The following is a 15,910-nucleotide window of genomic DNA, read 5'->3' as shown; positions in this document are numbered from 1 at the left end:
GTGCGGAAACGACAGGGAGAAAACGAACCGCGGCCGGTTTGTGCTCTCATTTCGCGAGTAGGCCGTTTCTGCTACAATCGGGATTTCGGAACCATTCGAAAAAGGCAGCGTTCCCATTGGGTGGTTTTTCAACGGAGGCCGACATGTCCGTGCGCCTGCAACTTGCCATCATGGTTGGACTGATGATCAACGCCGTGCTCTTCGGCATCGGTGCGGTGATCGTGCTTTCCATCCCGGTGCTCGCCGACAACGCCAAGTATTCTCTGCCAGTCGTGGTCGTCACATGTTTCATCCTCACGCCTTTCATCGCCTGGCTGATGGCTCCACGCCTCAGGCTGCGTTACTGGCGGGAGCGCGAGCAGCCGGGCAAACACCTGTCGACGTGAACCTTCGCCTCGGCTTTTCCCAGGGGCAGGCGGCTGAGTTCTACTGCATGTTTCCTTAAATCCTATTCGTTTTAAGGATAAAAACCTGCAGCAATTCAAAGTGCTACAGCGACCTTTGCGCGTCTAAGACGCGCGGCGCTGTAGAAGCTGAAAGAAGCGTGCTGCTGTTTGCCCCGCTCACCCTTGTGAGTGCAAAAGCGCCAACGATTTGCCGCGCCCAATATGCGCGCAGACGTTGAACACATCACAGGCAAGCACAAATTAGCTTTAAACAATCAATGCCCTTGATAGATGCCCGGTTGAGTATCATAGAATTGGCGGGTCAAATCGTCATGCGTCGCTTCGGCGTAGCGCACGGCCGAAGATCAAACGACGCTGAAGGAGCAAATGCCTATGAAAACTGCGATGTTGCTACTCGTTCTCTCCACCTTGGCGGCCTGTGCGCAAACCACGGGCGGCGGTGGTGTGAATTATGTCAGCGGCGACGGCGACTATTACCAGGGCATCGTTACACCGAAATAATCCGGTGAAGGCAGCCTGAAATCCCATGGAAGTGGGCTTTTCACCAAAAAGGCTTCGGTTGCACGGTTGCGCTCTCCCACGCACCGATCAACCGAAGCAACACTCGCACCAAGAACGGCAGAACTCTTGTCGACGCGCCACAACTCTGCGGCGCTCTCCGTAACTGATCCATCCCGCATTGATCATACGCAGCGAAGCTGCATGCCACCTGTCTTTGGCTGTCGGCTAATTCTCAAACCGCTTCTTCAGGAAGTAACGCGCTATTGCGCCCGGCGCGCCCTCCAGCTGGCCGAAAACCACAAAACCCAGCTTTTCGTAAAAAGGCCGCGCCTGGAATTCGAACGTATCGAGCCATAGGCCGATGTAGCCGCGATCCGCGCGATCTTCTCCGCCTCGGCGATCAGTCGCTGTCCCAGACCTTGGCCGCGAAGGTTTTCCGGTATGGCGAGATAGCGGATGAAAGCCCAGCCATAGCCATCGGTCGCATAGAGCCCGCCGATTGCCGCCTTCGTTTCGGGATCCCGAATGAAGACGGCAAAACCGGGCTGATCGACCATGCCGCTATGCGCATCGTTATAGGCGTCAAGCGTCGTGACGATCGCACGCAGATCATCCTTGCTCGGATCTTCGAGGGTGATGTCGATGATGGGGGCTGTCATTTGGAACGAGCCAGATAAGCGGGGCGAATGGGTAAAGACTGCGGATGCACAATTGCGACGGTCGGCGGTGCCTCTCTAGCCGCAACAGATACATAATCTGTGCTGGCTGCCAAGTGTTTCATCCCGACGGCTCTGGCGCCTTACACGGTTGCGATACGCCTTCTCGTAGGACGATCGGCGATTTGGTGCTGAGCCACTCATCGTAACTGAGATGGCGCGTCTCGTAGCCGGGTTTGGCGACACACCACCGCCAAGAGAACACGTCGTAGCCATGCACGACCAGCGCCTCAACACGCCATTCACCTTCTTATGAAAGCGTGCGATTCCTGATGCGTCCGTCTCCGTCACCTCGGCAAGTCCGCGGCGATTATGAGGATGAACAATTGTCCAAAGATGCACCTTCGCGCCCGCAATCGGGACCTCGCTGGTGTCGTGGACGGAGACACGAGCTGCCGGCTTCAGTTGCTTGCAAATCGGGTAGGCGCAGCTAGCCGGCAAGACAAGCGGCAGCAGTAGCAATAGACGGAATGCACTCATTACACCTGCCTCTCCTGTCAGAGAGAAACCAAATCCGTAACGTTTCAAATGCGGGAAGCAAGGTCAGGCAGAAATCCGGAGCCTGCCCCAACACAAAAGGCGCTCTAAGGAGCGCCTTTTGTTTCTTCAATGTCTCACTGCACGCATCTTACACCACGTGGCTTCAGTGTCGTAGCTGATCAGCTGCAGCCGCTGGTGGCGCCGCAGGTGTCGCACTTCTCGCAGGTGCCGTTGCGCACCATTGTGAAGTTCTGGCACTCGGAGCACATGTTGCCGGTGTAACCCTGCATGATCGAGCGGGCGCGGCGTTCGGCTTCGAGCTTCTTGGCGTCCGACTTGGCCGATGCCGCTTCTGCGGCCGCCTTGTCGGAGAACAGAGCCGTCACTTCCGTTACCGTCTCGACTGTTTCCTCGGGGATCTCTTCGGCAAGTTCGGCGGCGCGCTCTTCGTAGTCGCGCTTGAAGGCAACGATTTCAGAAGTTGCGATCGACGTTGTCTGTTCGATCTTGCGGACGGTGTTGCCGGCAATCGAGGTTACCGTTGCACTGGAGGAGGCGCGGGCAGGGGCTGCTGTCGCCGAACCCTTCGGCTCACTGGTGCGATCAGCCGTGCCGCCGACGATGGTCGGCTTGTAGCCGCGGGTCCAGCCGGTGGAGATCAGGTTCGTCTTGCCTTCCTGGATACCCTTGCCGAGCGCCGTGTTGCTGAAGTCGGACGTGTCGACATGGGCCAGATCGTGACGGCCGAGGTAGGACACGGCCAGTTCGCGGAAGACGTAGTCTAGGATCGACGTCGCGTTCTTGATCGCGTCGTTGCCCTGCACCATGCCGGCCGGCTCGAACTTGGTGAAGGTGAAGGCCTCCACATATTCTTCGAGCGGCACGCCATATTGTAGGCCGAGCGAGATGGCGATGGCGAAGTTGTTCATCATCGCCCGGAAGGCAGCGCCTTCCTTGTGCATGTCGATGAAGATCTCGCCGATGCGGCCATCGCCGAATTCGCCGGTGCGCAGGTAGACCTTGTGACCGCCGACGACAGCCTTCTGGGTGTAACCCTGGCGGCGGTTCGGCAGCTTTTCGCGGGCGCGGATCACCTTCTCGATGACGCGCTCGACGATCTTCTCCGTGATGGTCACGGCCTGGGCAGCGGCCGGCGCCTGGATCAGATCCTCCAGCGCATCCTCGTCATTCTCGTCTTCGATCAGCGAGGCATTGAGCGGCTGCGACAGCTTGGAACCATCGCGATAGAGCGCATTGGCCTTCAGCGCCAGCTTCCACGACAGCATGTAGGCGTTCTTGCAATCCTCGACGGTCGCCTCGTTCGGCATGTTGATCGTCTTGGAGATGGCGCCCGAGATGAACGGCTGGGCGGCAGCCATCATGCGGATGTGGCTTTCGACCGAGAGGTAACGCTTGCCGATCTTGCCGCAGGGGTTGGCGCAATCGAAGACAGGCAGGTGTTCGTTCTTGAGGAACGGCGCACCTTCGAGCGTCATCGCACCGCAGACGTGGATGTTGGCCGCTTCTATGTCCTTCTTCGAGAAGCCCATGTGCTCCAGGAGGTTGAAGTCCATCTGGGCGAGCTGCTCGTCGGTAACCTTCAGCGCACCCTTGAGGAAGTCCGCACCGAGCGTCCACTGGTTGAAGACGAACTTGATATCGAAGGCCGACTTCAGGGCAGCGTTGACGGCCTCGACCTTCTCATCGGTGAAGCCCTTGGCCTTCAGCGTCGAGGGGTTGATGGCAGGCGCCTGGTTGAGGTTGCCATGGCCGACGGCATAGGCCTCCATCTCGGCAAGCTGGCTCTCGGAGTAACCGAGCGAACGCAGAGCCTCGGGAACGGCGCGGTTGATGATCTTGAAGTAGCCGCCACCGGCGAGCTTCTTGAACTTCACCAGCGCGAAATCGGGCTCGATTCCAGTCGTGTCGCAGTCCATGACAAGACCGATCGTGCCGGTCGGCGCGATGACGGTTGCCTGGGCATTGCGGTAGCCGTGCTTCTCGCCGAGTTCCAGCGCCTTGTCCCAGGCGCTCATGGCGTGAATGACGAGGTCCTGGTCGGGGTTTTCGCCATGGATCAGCGCAACCGGGTTGACCGAGAGGCCTTCATAGCCCGTCGTCTCGCCGTAAGCGGCGCGGCGGTGGTTGCGGATGACGCGCAGCATGTTGTCGCGGTTCGGCGCGAAGCCCGGGAACGGACCGAGCTTGGCCGCCATTTCCGCCGACGTGGCGTAGGAAACGCCGGTCATGATCGCCGTCAACGCACCGGCAATGGCGCGGCCCTCGGTCGAGTCATAGGGAATGCCCGACGACATCAGAAGGCCGCCGATATTGGCATAGCCAAGGCCGAGCGTGCGGTATTCGTAGGACAGTTCGGCAATCTCGCGGGACGGGAACTGCGCCATCATCACCGAAACTTCGAGAACGACGGTCCACAGACGCACGGCGTGCTCGTAATCGGCGATGTTGATGCGCTTCGTCGCCGCGTCCTTGAACATCATCAGGTTCAGCGAGGCGAGGTTGCAGGCGGTGTCGTCGAGGAACATGTATTCCGAGCACGGGTTCGACGCGCGGATCGGACCGGCGGCGGGGCTGGTGTGCCAGTCGTTCATCGTCGTGTTGAAGTGCAGGCCCGGATCGGCCGACGCCCATGCGGCGTAGGAAATCGACTCCCAGAGGTCGCGTGCCTTCAGCGTCTTCATCACCCGGCCGTCCTTGCGGGCGGTCAGGTGCCAGTCGCCATCAGCTTCGACGGCGCGCAGGAAGTCGTCCTTGATCGAGACGGAGTTGTTCGAGTTCTGGCCCGAAACCGTGAGATAGGCTTCCGAATCCCAGTCGGTGTCGTAGGTCTTGAACTCAAGGTCCTTGTAACCCTGCTTGGCGAACTGGATGACGCGCTGGACGTAGTTTTCAGGCACCAGCGACTGCTTGGCAGCGCGGATCTCGCGCTTGAGCGCCGGGTTCTGCTTCGGGTCGTAGCAGGCGTCGTCCGTGCCGTCGCAGTTGACGCAGGCCTTCATGATCGCCTTCAGATGCTTGGCGACGACCTTCGAGCCGGTGACGAGCGCTGCAACCTTCTGCTCTTCCTTGACCTTCCAGTTGATGTATTCCTCGATATCCGGGTGATCGATATCGACAACGACCATCTTGGCGGCGCGACGGGTGGTGCCGCCCGACTTGATGGCGCCGGCTGCGCGGTCGCCGATCTTCAGGAAGGACATCAGGCCCGAGGACTTGCCGCCGCCCGAGAGCTTTTCGCCTTCGCTGCGCAGATGCGAGAAGTTGGAGCCGGTGCCGGAGCCATACTTGAACAGGCGCGCTTCACGCACCCACAGGTCCATGATGCCGCCCTCGTTGACGAGGTCGTCGGCAACCGACTGGATGAAGCAGGCGTGCGGCTGCGGGTGTTCGTAAGCCGACTTGGACTTGGTCAGCTTGCCGGTAAAGGGATCGACATAGAAGTGGCCCTGGCCGGGGCCGTCGATGCCATAGGCCCAATGCAGGCCGGTGTTGAACCATTGCGGGGAGTTCGGCGCAACGCGCTGGGTGGCGAGCATATAAGCAAGTTCGTCACGGAAGGCGGAGGCGTCTTCTTCGCTGGCGAAATAGCCGCCCTTCCAGCCCCAGTAGGCCCAGGTACCGGCCAGGCGATCGAAAACCTGACGGGCATCGGTTTCGGAACCGTACTGTTCGTCCTTCGGCAGCGCCTTCAGCGCATCCGTGTCGGGAACCGAGCGCCAGAGGAAGGAGGGGACATCATTCTCCTCGACGCGCTTCAGCTTCGCCGGCACGCCGGCCTTGCGGAAATACTTCTGGGCAAGGATATCGGCGGCAACCTGGCTGAACTGGGCCGGCACGTCGATATCGGCCAGACGGAACACGATCGAGCCGTCGGGATTCTTGATTTCACTCGTAGCCTTGCGGAATTCGATCTCCGCATAGGCGGATTGCCCAGCCTTGGTGAAACGACGTTCGATCAGCATTATCCCGTGTCCTTCGTGTTGCGAGCGCCCGCCACAGGCGCAAGTGTCCCCGCCCGACCGCGGAGGCATTCCGCAGCCAGTCTCAGCTTCCATCCATGAAGGGAAACCCAGATCTGGGTGACCCTGTATCTTGTGAGATAGGCTGCCTGCAAGCACTAAATATAGTATCAACAGCTTCTTTATGCCAGCCAAAAGTTGCTCAAGCGGGCCCGAAAAAGCGCACAGGATTCCTCACTGCGGCTCAAGCGGGGAACCCGCGTTTGCCGCATGTCAGAACCGACGATTTCGTGAAATGAACCGGGCTCAAAACAATCCGGTCCGCCGCCGTCGCAACGTGAAATCCATTAACCGTGAATCGTCCCAAGGCGTCAAGGGGTGGTTTGTGACGGAAGTTTGAGCGCTAGATGTTGTGTGGATCGGCTGTGGAAAACGGGGACAGCGGCCAATGCCTTGTAAATCAGGCACTTCGGCAGGTTGCCTGTGACACTGCCGCAGCGGCAGGCGAAAAATCAAATTTTTGAAGGGTAAAAAAGCACATAAATAGCATCCCCAGGGGCAACCGCGATTGCACAACCAACGCCGATGTGAGGGGCACTACAAATTGATTCGTTTTCAGGTTTTGGGGGTGAGCAATTAGGGTCGCGTGGAGAGGCGCGGGAAGGTCCCCCGCGCCTGAACTTGACATCAATCAACGCGCTTTTGCAGCTCACGCGCGCCATTCGGCGCGTTCACCTTGCCCTCGGTGATGAAGAAGGCAAAGACATCGCGCGGCTCCTTCTTTGCCTTGCGATCGGGCGCGTTCTTGGCGAGATCACCCGGCTCCCCGCCGGCGGCAAAGGTTTTCGCGCGATCCGCCCAGAGATCAAGCTTGTCGGCGGCATAGCAGGTCTTGATATCGTCGCTGCCCTTCTGCAGGCGCAGATAGACGAAATCGGCAGTGACATCGGCGATCATCGGATAGTCCGCATGTTCTGCCAGAACGATGGCCACCTTGTATTTTTCCAGCAGGTCGACGAACTCGGGCGCCTGGAACGTTGGATTGCGCACTTCGACGACGTGGCGCAGCGGCAGACCGTCCTGCTTTTCCGGCAAAAGTTTGAGGAAGCCTTCGAAATCTTCCGGCTCGAACTTCTTCGTCGGCGCGAACTGCCACAGGATCGGCCCGAGATGGGGTCCTAATTCTGTCAGCCCCTGCGTCAGGAATTTCTGCATGGATTCACCAGCTTCGGCCAGAACCTTGCGATTGGTGACGAAGCGGCTGGCCTTCAGCGAGAAGATGAAATCATCAGGGACTTCGGCTGCCCACCTGGCGAAAGTTTCCGGCTTCTGCGATGAATAATAGGTGCCGTTGACCTCGATCGCTCGCAACTCCTTGCCGGCAAATTCGAGCTGGCGCTTCTTCGACAGGCTGTCGGGATAAAACGTGCCCTCCCAAGGCTCGAAGGTCCAACCGCCGATACCAACGCGGATCTTTCCGGATTTCGTCATCCCATCCTCCTCATGGCGGCGAATTCAAGCCGCAACTAGTTTCGTTCGGACGCCATCTGCCCCGCGGGCTTGGCCATATCCACCAGCGTCCACCCTGGCCGATAGGGGTTCGGGCGGCGACCCGTTTCTTGAAAACCATAGGCACGATAAAGCGCGATGTTTCGCTCCATCCGCGCATTGGTATAGAGCCGCACGTCTGCCACGCCGCATTCCTCCGCCTGTGCATCAACAAACCGCAACAGCTCGCTCCCTAGCCCCTGACGCTGGAAGGAGGGCGCAACGGCAATGCTGAAGATCAAAAGATGATCCGCATGCCGTTCGAAAACGGCAATCGCAGAAACCGCATCGCCATCGTCACGGATCCAGACCTCTTCGCGGGCGATGCGAGGCACGTAATCTTCGGTAACCGGCAAAGGCAGTCCACCGAGCAGGTCGGTATAAGGCGCGTAGGCGGCAACGGTGATATCCCGCACGGCGGGCAGGTCATCTAGCGTCGCCGGCCGCATCATCGCGAAGCCGGCGACGGTGTCGCTCCGCCTATTGCCCGAGACGCTCACTCGGCCGCCTCAACCTTTTTCATCGGACGACGCTCCAAAAGCTCCTTCAGGAACTGGCCGGTATAGGAACGCGGCTCCTTGACGACATCCTCCGGCGTGCCCTTGGCGATGACTTCGCCGCCGCCGTCGCCACCTTCGGGACCGAAGTCGATGACCCAATCGGCCGTCTTGATCACCTCGAGATTGTGCTCGATGACCACGACCGAATTGCCCTGGTTGACGAGTTCATGCAGAACTTCAAGAAGCTTTGCCACATCGTGGAAATGCAAGCCGGTTGTCGGTTCGTCGAGAATATAGAGCGTGCGTCCGGTGGAGCGCTTCGACAGTTCCTTGGCGAGCTTGACGCGCTGGGCTTCGCCGCCCGAGAGCGTGTTTGCCTGCTGACCGACCTTGATATAGCCAAGCCCCACCTGGTTCAGCGTCACCAGCTTGTCGCGCACTGCGGGAACGGCAGCAAAGAACTCCACGCCTTCCTCGACGGTCATGTCGAGCACATCGGCGATCGACTTGCCCTTGAAATGCACGTCCAGCGTTTCGCGGTTGTAGCGCTTGCCGTGGCAGACGTCGCAGGTGACGTAGACATCCGGCAGGAAGTGCATCTCGATCTTGATGACGCCGTCGCCCTGGCAGGCTTCGCAGCGCCCACCCTTGACGTTGAACGAGAAGCGACCGGGCTGGTAACCGCGGGCCTTGGCTTCCGGCAAACCGGCAAACCAGTCGCGGATCGGGGTGAAGGCACCGGTGTAGGTCGCCGGGTTTGAGCGCGGCGTGCGGCCAATCGGCGACTGGTCGATGTCGATCACCTTGTCGATGTGCTCGAAGCCGTCGATGCGATCGTGTTCGGCCGGGTTTTCGCGCGCGCCCATGATACGGCGGGCGGCGGCCTTGTAGAGCGTCTCGATCAGGAAGGTGGACTTGCCGCCACCGGACACGCCCGTAACCGCGGTGAAAATGCCGAGCGGAATGGACGCCGTGACGTTCTTCAGGTTGTTGGCGCGTGCACCGACGACGGTGATTTCCTTTTTCTTTTTCGCCTTGCGGCGTTCGCTCGGGACGGCAACCGACAGTTCACCGGAGAGATACTTGCCGGTCAGCGACTTCGGATTGGACATCACGTCGGCAGGCGAACCCTGGGCGATGACCTCGCCGCCATGGATGCCGGCGGCCGGGCCGATGTCGACGACATAGTCGGCCGTCAGGATAGCGTCCTCGTCATGCTCGACGACGATGACCGTGTTGCCGATGTCGCGCAAATGGCGCAGCGTCTCGAGCAGGCGGGCGTTGTCGCGCTGGTGCAGGCCGATCGACGGTTCGTCGAGCACGTAGAGCACGCCCGTCAGACCAGAGCCGATCTGCGATGCCAAGCGAATACGCTGGCTTTCACCACCCGACAGCGTGCCGGAGTTGCGCGACAGGCTGAGATATTCGAGACCGACATCGTTGAGGAACCGCAGGCGGTCGCGGATCTCCTTGAGGATGCGAACGGCGATCTCGTTCTGCTTGGTGTTGAGATGTCCCGGCAATGCCTCGAACCAGTCCCGTGCGATGCGGATCGACATCTCGGTGACCTGGCCGATATGCAGCGTGTCGATCTTGACGGCGAGCGCCTCCGGCTTCAGGCGGAAGCCAGCGCAGGCCGGGCAGGGGGCAGCCGACATATAGCGCTCGATCTCCTCGCGCGCCCAGGCGCTGTCGGTTTCCTTCCAGCGGCGCTCGAGGTTGGGCACGATGCCTTCGAAATTCTTGGTGGTGTTGTAGGAGCGAGCGCCGTCTTCATAATGAAAGACGATCTTCTCTTCGGTGCCGTGCAGGATGGCTTTCTGCGCGTCGACGGACAGTTCGCTCCAGCGATTGCCGAGCTTGAATCCGAAAACCTTGCCGAGCGCTTCCAGCGTCTGGTTGTAATAGGGCGACGACGATTTGGCCCAAGGCGCGATCGCGCCATCACGCAGCGTCCTGTTATGCTCTGGTACGATCAGCGCCTCGTCGATCTTCTGCTGGCTGCCGAGGCCATCGCAGGTCGGGCAGGCACCGAAGGGATTGTTGAATGAGAACAGGCGCGGCTCGATCTCGGAAATCGTAAAGCCGGAGACCGGGCAGGCGAACTTTTCCGAAAACAGCACGCGCTCATGGGTTTCGTTGAGCGACTTGTTGGCCGAGCCACCGGCCGCGGTTTCTTCCGGCGGCAGCGGCTTGTCGGCGAATTCGGCAACGGCGAGACCGTCGGCCAGCGTCAGGCATGTTTCCAAGCTGTCAGCAAGCCGCGAGGCGAGATCGGGCCGCACGACGACACGGTCGACGACGACGTCGATGTCATGCTTGTACTTCTTGTCGAGGGCAGGAACCTCGGCGATCTCGTAGAAGGTGCCGTCGACCTTAACGCGCTGAAAGCCCTTCTTCATCAGTTCGGCGAGTTCCTTCTTGTACTCGCCCTTACGGCCGCGCACGAGCGGCGCAAGAATATAAAGACGCGTGCCTTCGCCGAAGGCGAGCACACGGTCGACCATCTGGCTGACTGTCTGGCTTTCGATCGGCAGGCCGGTCGCCGGCGAATAGGGCACACCGACGCGCGCAAACAGCAGGCGCATGTAGTCGTAGATCTCGGTCACGGTGCCGACCGTCGAGCGCGGGTTGCGCGAGGTCGTCTTCTGCTCGATCGAGATTGCCGGCGACAGGCCGTCGATCTGGTCGACATCCGGCTTCTGCATCATCTCGAGGAACTGGCGCGCATAGGCAGACAGGCTCTCAACGTAGCGACGCTGGCCTTCGGCATAGATCGTATCGAAGGCGAGCGACGACTTGCCGGAGCCGGAAAGCCCTGTCATCACGATCAGCTTGTTGCGCGGCAGATCGAGATCGATGCCCTTGAGATTGTGCTCGCGCGCGCCACGAATGGAGATGGTCTTGAGTTCGCTCATCGGAAGCCAGCTTTTGCATGTCGGTTGAAAGCCCCCTATGTAATGACGCTAACGCCCATGTCGAGGCGCAATCGGCAAAACTGGTGGCCATTTCGATTCGGTTGACAGGATCATAGGGAAATATTAGAACAAAGAAAGAACAAACAACACGCAAATCGACTAAATCTGTTGTGGATTATGTATGATGCGGGGCGTATCCGCGGCAGCGGACCGCTAAGATACGCGTTCTTGAAATTCGAAAGCCGTGCCGGCGGCGCGGCAAAACCACGGGAAAAGCAATATGGCTGGTAGCGTCAACAAGGTGATCTTGGTCGGAAACGTCGGGGCGGACCCGGAAATCCGGCGCACGCAGGACGGCCGGCCGATCGCCAACCTGCGCATTGCCACATCGGAAACCTGGCGTGACCGCAACAGCGGCGAGCGCAAGGAAAAGACCGAATGGCACACCGTCGTCGTCTTCAACGAAGGCCTGTGCAAGGTCGTCGAGCAATACGTCAAGAAGGGCGCGAAGCTCTATATTGAAGGCGCGCTGCAGACCCGCAAATGGCAGGACCAGACGGGCAATGATCGTTACTCGACCGAAATCGTGCTGCAGGGCTTCAACTCGACGCTGACCATGCTTGATGGTCGCGGCGAGGGCGGCGGCTCCGGCGCCGGCCGTGGCGGCTCCAGCGATTTCGGTGGCGGCGCTGGCGGCGGCTACGACGACTACGATCAGCAGCCGCGCCAGTCCTCCGGCGGCGGTCGCTCCGGCGGCGGCCAGGGTGGTCAGGGCAGCCAGAGTGGCGGCAACTTCTCGCGCGATCTCGACGACGACATCCCGTTCTGAGCCACGCGAACACGGCGATTTTCAGTTGCGGACGCCCTTTGTGAGCAGACTGGAACGGCACGGGCCTTTAATGGCAATATCGTGACATTGAAAAAGGGCCGGGAAACCGGCCCTTTTTGCGTTCGAATGAACGTTTCTGTCGGTTGGAGCATTTCCAGGAAAAGTGCGAAGCGGTTTTCCGTCCGGAAGTGCGTATGACCAGGAGACGGGACGCTTCCGCAACTCTATCCAAAGCGGAAGCGCTCAAACGTCCCGATGGCCTCAGACCGCCATTGCCGATTTCACGCCGTCGACGACGAACTGGACTGCAAGTGCCGCCAGGATGACCCCAAGCAGGCGCGTGAGGATTGCCCGGCCGGTGACGCCGAGAAAACGGTCGATGCGTTCGGCGATGACAAGCGCCAGGAAAAGACTGACCATCGACAGCGCGATGACGATCAACAGCTGCGTGCGCTCGACCGCCGTCGGGAACGAGCCGGCAAGCAGGATCGTCGCGGAGATCGCGCCCGGCCCGGCAATCAGCGGCAGGGCAAGCGGGAACACCGCGATATTGTGGATGTGGTCCTTGGTGGTGGCGTTTTCGCCGGTCTTTTCCTTTCGCTCCTGACGCTTCTCGAAGATCATCTCGAAGGAAATCCAGAACAGCAGCAGACCGCCGGCGATGCGGAAGGCACCGATGGATATGCCGAGCAGGCCGAGAATGCCGTTACCGAAGACGGCGAAGGCGGCAAGGATGAAGAAGGCGATCAGCGAGCCGCGTGTGGCGACCTGAAAGCGTTCCTGCCGGCTGAGGCCGACGGTGAGGCTCAGGAAGATCGGGGCGAGCCCCGGCGGATCGAGCGTGACGAGCAGGGTGGTGAGTGCGTTGACCAGGAGGTCGACATTGAACATCCGTTTCCCCTTCCGGATTGTCGCGTGCGTGCGCGCGCGCCCCGAGTTTTCCCGGTGGCAGATCGGCATTGTTAGGCAAGCGGAGGGGGCTTGGGAAGGGGTCGGTGGCCAAAGCTTGAGCAATAGCTTAATGAGGATGTGACGGAACCTTCTCACAGCCGTTCAGGCCGGGCAGCCGACTTTGTCGCCAGCACTTCCGATTTCCGCTGCAATGCCCTAGAAAAGCCTGTTCCGACGGCAAAAGACTGTTCACAACCACGGGCCAAAATTGGCGCTTCCAGGCGCATTCGGCTATAAATATCCGACTGATTCTGAACAAAGATCGTGATCACAATTGACTGAGCAAAGCACTCCCGGCGGCGGAAAGACTCCGCCAGGCATCGAGCCGATTTCCATCATCGAGGAAATGCAGCGGTCCTATCTCGATTACGCCATGAGCGTCATCGTCAGCCGCGCGCTTCCAGACGTGCGTGACGGCCTGAAACCCGTTCATCGCCGCATCCTCTACGGGATGAGCGAACTCGGCATCGACTGGAACAAGAAGTACGTCAAATGCGCCCGTGTCACCGGGGACGTGATGGGCAAATACCACCCGCACGGCAATTCGGCGATCTACGATGCGCTGGCACGTATGGCCCAGGATTGGTCGCTGCGGCTGCCGCTGATCGACGGCCAGGGCAACTTCGGCTCGGTCGACGGCGACCCGCCGGCGGCAGAACGCTACACCGAGTGCCGCCTGCAGAAGGCAGCGCACTCGCTGCTCGACGACCTCGACAAGGAAACGGTCGATTTCCGCGACAACTACGACGGCACGATGAGCGAGCCGGTGGTGGTGCCCGCGAAGTTCCCGAACCTGCTCGTCAACGGCGCCGGCGGCATCGCGGTCGGCATGGCGACCAACATTCCGCCGCACAACCTCGTCGAAGTCATCAACGGCTGTATGGCGCTGATCGACAACCCGGCGATCGAATTGCCGGAGCTGATGGAAATCATCCCGGGGCCGGACTTCCCGACCGGTGCGCTCATCCTCGGCCGCTCGGGTATCCGCTCGGCCTACGAGACCGGCCGCGGTTCGGTCATCATGCGCGGTCGTGCCCATATCGAACCGATGCGCGGTGACCGCGAGCAGATCATCATCACCGAGATTCCCTTCCAGGTGAACAAGGCGACGATGATCGAGAAGATGGCCGAACTGGTGCGCGATAAGCGCATCGAAGGCATCTCGGATCTGCGCGACGAATCGGACCGTCAGGGCTACCGCGTCGTCGTCGAACTCAAGCGCGACGCCAATGCCGACGTCATCCTGAACCAGCTTTACCGTTACACGCCGCTGCAGTCGTCTTTCGGCTGCAACATGGTGGCGCTCAACGGCGGCAAGCCGGAGCAGATGACGCTGCTCGACATGCTGCGCGCCTTCGTCTCGTTCCGCGAGGAAGTCGTTAGCCGGAGAACGAAGTACCTGCTGCGCAAGGCGCGCGACCGTGCGCATGTCCTGGTCGGTCTCGCCATCGCGGTTGCCAACATCGACGAAGTGATCAAGCTGATCCGGCATGCGCCCGATCCGCAGACCGCGCGCGAACAGTTGATGGAGCGCCGTTGGCCGGCGCATGACGTCGACAGCCTCATCCGGCTGATCGACGACCCGCGTCACCGGATCAACGAAGACAATACCTACAACCTGTCGGAAGAGCAGGCGCGCGCCATTCTCGACCTGCGCCTGCAGCGCCTGACTGCGCTTGGTCGTGACGAAATCGGCGACGAACTCAACAAGATCGGCGAGGAAATCAAGGATTACCTCGATATCCTGTCGTCGCGTCTCCGCATCATGACCATCGTCAAGGACGAACTCACCGCCGTTCGCGAGGAGTTCGGCACGCCGCGTCGCAGCGAGATCGCCGAAGGCGGTCCCGACATGGACGACGAGGACCTGATCGCCCGCGAAGACATGGTCGTGACCGTCTCGCATCTCGGCTACATCAAGCGCGTGCCGCTGACCACCTATCGCGCGCAGCGCCGCGGCGGCAAGGGCCGCTCCGGCATGGCAACCAGGGACGAGGATTTCGTTACCCGGCTATTTGTTGCCAACACTCATACGCCGGTTCTGTTCTTCTCCTCCCGTGGCATCGTCTACAAGGAGAAGGTCTGGCGCCTGCCTATCGGCACGCCGCAATCGCGCGGCAAGGCACTGATCAACATGCTGCCGCTTGAACCCGGCGAACGCATCACGACGATCATGCCGCTGCCCGAGGACGAAACGACGTGGGAAAACCTCGACGTCATGTTCTCGACGACGCGCGGCACGGTGCGCCGTAACAAACTGTCCGACTTCGTCCAGGTCAACCGCAACGGCAAGATCGCGATGAAACTGGAGGAGGATGGCGACGAGATCCTCTCGGTCGACACCTGCACCGAGCATGACGACGTCATGCTGACGACGGCGCTCGGCCAGTGCATTCGCTTCCCGGTCGACGACGTGCGCGTTTTTGCCGGCCGCAACTCGATCGGCGTCCGCGGCATCAACCTTGGTGACGGCGACCGCATCATCTCGATGGCGATCCTCGGCCATGTGGATGCTGAGCCATGGGAACGGGCGGCCTACCTGAAGCGCGCAGCCGCCGAGCGGCGCACGAACGGCGAGGAAGAAGAAATCGCTCTGGTCGGCGAGGAAGTCACCGAAGGTGGCGAACTCACCAACGAGCGCTACGAAGAGCTGAAGGCGCGCGAACAGTTCGTTCTGACGGTTTCGGAGAAGGGCTTTGGCAAACGTTCGTCGTCCTACGATTTCCGCACCTCGGGTCGTGGCGGCAAGGGCATCCGCGCCACCGACACCTCGAAGACGACGGAGATCGGCGTACTCGTCGCGGCCTTCCCAATCGAAGACAACGATCAGATCATGCTCGTTTCCGATGGCGGCCAGTTGATCCGCGTGCCGATCAATGGCGTCCGGCTTGCCAGCCGCGCCACCAAGGGCGTGACGATCTTCTCGACGGCCAAGGACGAAAAGGTCGTCTCGGTCGAGCGCATCAGCGAACCGGAAGGTGACGAAGAAGGCGAGGACCTGGTGGCAGCCGAAAACGGCGCACCGGAAACGCCGGAAGCCGAAGCCTGATAGGCGGCTCCAACCGACTGAAAAGCCCGCC

At 60.5% G+C, this 15,910-nt stretch carries 10 protein-coding genes; 4 read left to right on the top strand and 6 right to left on the bottom strand.

Features of this window, described 5'->3' with window-relative positions; translation table 11 throughout:
- Positions 1–143 precede the first annotated feature (143 nt).
- Positions 144–386, top strand: coding sequence for a hypothetical protein (locus ASD00_RS20350; RefSeq protein ID WP_025427105.1), 243 nt, complete (start codon positions 144–146; stop codon positions 384–386).
- Positions 387–779: 393 nt separating this feature from the next.
- Complete coding sequence (locus tag ASD00_RS42330) at positions 780–908, top strand: hypothetical protein (RefSeq protein ID WP_255569869.1); 129 nt, start codon at positions 780–782, stop codon at positions 906–908.
- A gap of 260 nt (positions 909–1,168) precedes the next feature.
- Here the strand turns inward: ASD00_RS42330 and ASD00_RS20345 are convergent, their stop codons facing one another.
- The 5 genes from ASD00_RS20345 to uvrA form a co-directional block, all read right to left on the bottom strand.
- The gene (locus ASD00_RS20345) at positions 1,169–1,567 is read right to left on the bottom strand and encodes a GNAT family N-acetyltransferase (protein WP_244496097.1); all 399 of its coding nucleotides are present in this window, start codon (positions 1,565–1,567) and stop codon (positions 1,169–1,171) included.
- A 716-nt stretch (positions 1,568–2,283) separates the two neighbouring features.
- Positions 2,284–6,087, bottom strand: coding sequence for a vitamin B12-dependent ribonucleotide reductase (locus ASD00_RS20340; protein ID WP_057208619.1), 3,804 nt, complete (start codon positions 6,085–6,087; stop codon positions 2,284–2,286).
- 684 nt (positions 6,088–6,771) lie between these two features.
- Positions 6,772–7,575 (bottom strand): DUF72 domain-containing protein, encoded by an 804-nt coding sequence (locus ASD00_RS20335; protein ID WP_025427102.1) that lies wholly within the window; start codon positions 7,573–7,575, stop codon positions 6,772–6,774.
- 35 nt (positions 7,576–7,610) lie between these two features.
- Complete coding sequence (locus ASD00_RS20330; RefSeq protein ID WP_057208748.1) at positions 7,611–8,084, bottom strand: GNAT family N-acetyltransferase; 474 nt, start codon at positions 8,082–8,084, stop codon at positions 7,611–7,613.
- Between the two features lie 44 nt (positions 8,085–8,128).
- The gene (gene uvrA, locus ASD00_RS20325) at positions 8,129–11,050 is read right to left on the bottom strand and encodes an excinuclease ABC subunit UvrA (RefSeq protein WP_025427100.1); all 2,922 of its coding nucleotides are present in this window, start codon (positions 11,048–11,050) and stop codon (positions 8,129–8,131) included.
- A 280-nt stretch (positions 11,051–11,330) separates the two neighbouring features.
- Here uvrA and ASD00_RS20320 point away from each other — a divergent pair, with 280 nt between their 5' ends.
- Entirely contained in the window at positions 11,331–11,879 is a 549-nt protein-coding gene (locus tag ASD00_RS20320) for a single-stranded DNA-binding protein (protein ID WP_025427099.1), read from the top strand.
- A gap of 261 nt (positions 11,880–12,140) precedes the next feature.
- Here the strand turns inward: ASD00_RS20320 and ASD00_RS20315 are convergent, their stop codons facing one another.
- Complete coding sequence (locus ASD00_RS20315; protein WP_025427098.1) at positions 12,141–12,770, bottom strand: MarC family protein; 630 nt, start codon at positions 12,768–12,770, stop codon at positions 12,141–12,143.
- 334 nt (positions 12,771–13,104) lie between these two features.
- On the opposite strand from ASD00_RS20315, the gene gyrA reads away from it, so the two are divergent.
- Complete coding sequence (gyrA, locus tag ASD00_RS20310; RefSeq protein WP_025427097.1) at positions 13,105–15,879, top strand: DNA gyrase subunit A; 2,775 nt, start codon at positions 13,105–13,107, stop codon at positions 15,877–15,879.
- The last annotated feature ends 31 nt before the right edge of the window (positions 15,880–15,910 follow it).

Origin of the sequence: Ensifer sp. Root31, from assembly GCF_001424825.1 — a bacterium.
In the GTDB taxonomy this organism is placed as follows: Bacteria; Pseudomonadota; Alphaproteobacteria; order Rhizobiales; family Rhizobiaceae; genus Ensifer; species Ensifer canadensis.
Note: the sequence above shows the minus strand (reverse complement) of the source record. Positions and strands in the feature narration are given on the sequence as shown.

Coding starts and splice junctions, on each gene's coding strand:
- ASD00_RS20350 (WP_025427105.1), top strand. CDS start 144: ATGTCCGTGCGCCTGCAACTTGCCATCATGGTTGGACTGATGATCAAC.
- ASD00_RS42330 (WP_255569869.1), top strand. CDS start 780: ATGAAAACTGCGATGTTGCTACTCGTTCTCTCCACCTTGGCGGCCTGT.
- ASD00_RS20345 (WP_244496097.1), bottom strand. CDS start 1,567: ATGACAGCCCCCATCATCGACATCACCCTCGAAGATCCGAGCAAGGAT.
- ASD00_RS20340 (WP_057208619.1), bottom strand. CDS start 6,087: ATGCTGATCGAACGTCGTTTCACCAAGGCTGGGCAATCCGCCTATGCG.
- ASD00_RS20335 (WP_025427102.1), bottom strand. CDS start 7,575: ATGACGAAATCCGGAAAGATCCGCGTTGGTATCGGCGGTTGGACCTTC.
- ASD00_RS20330 (WP_057208748.1), bottom strand. CDS start 8,084: ATGATGCGGCCGGCGACGCTAGATGACCTGCCCGCCGTGCGGGATATC.
- uvrA (WP_025427100.1), bottom strand. CDS start 11,050: ATGAGCGAACTCAAGACCATCTCCATTCGTGGCGCGCGCGAGCACAAT.
- ASD00_RS20320 (WP_025427099.1), top strand. CDS start 11,331: ATGGCTGGTAGCGTCAACAAGGTGATCTTGGTCGGAAACGTCGGGGCG.
- ASD00_RS20315 (WP_025427098.1), bottom strand. CDS start 12,770: ATGTTCAATGTCGACCTCCTGGTCAACGCACTCACCACCCTGCTCGTC.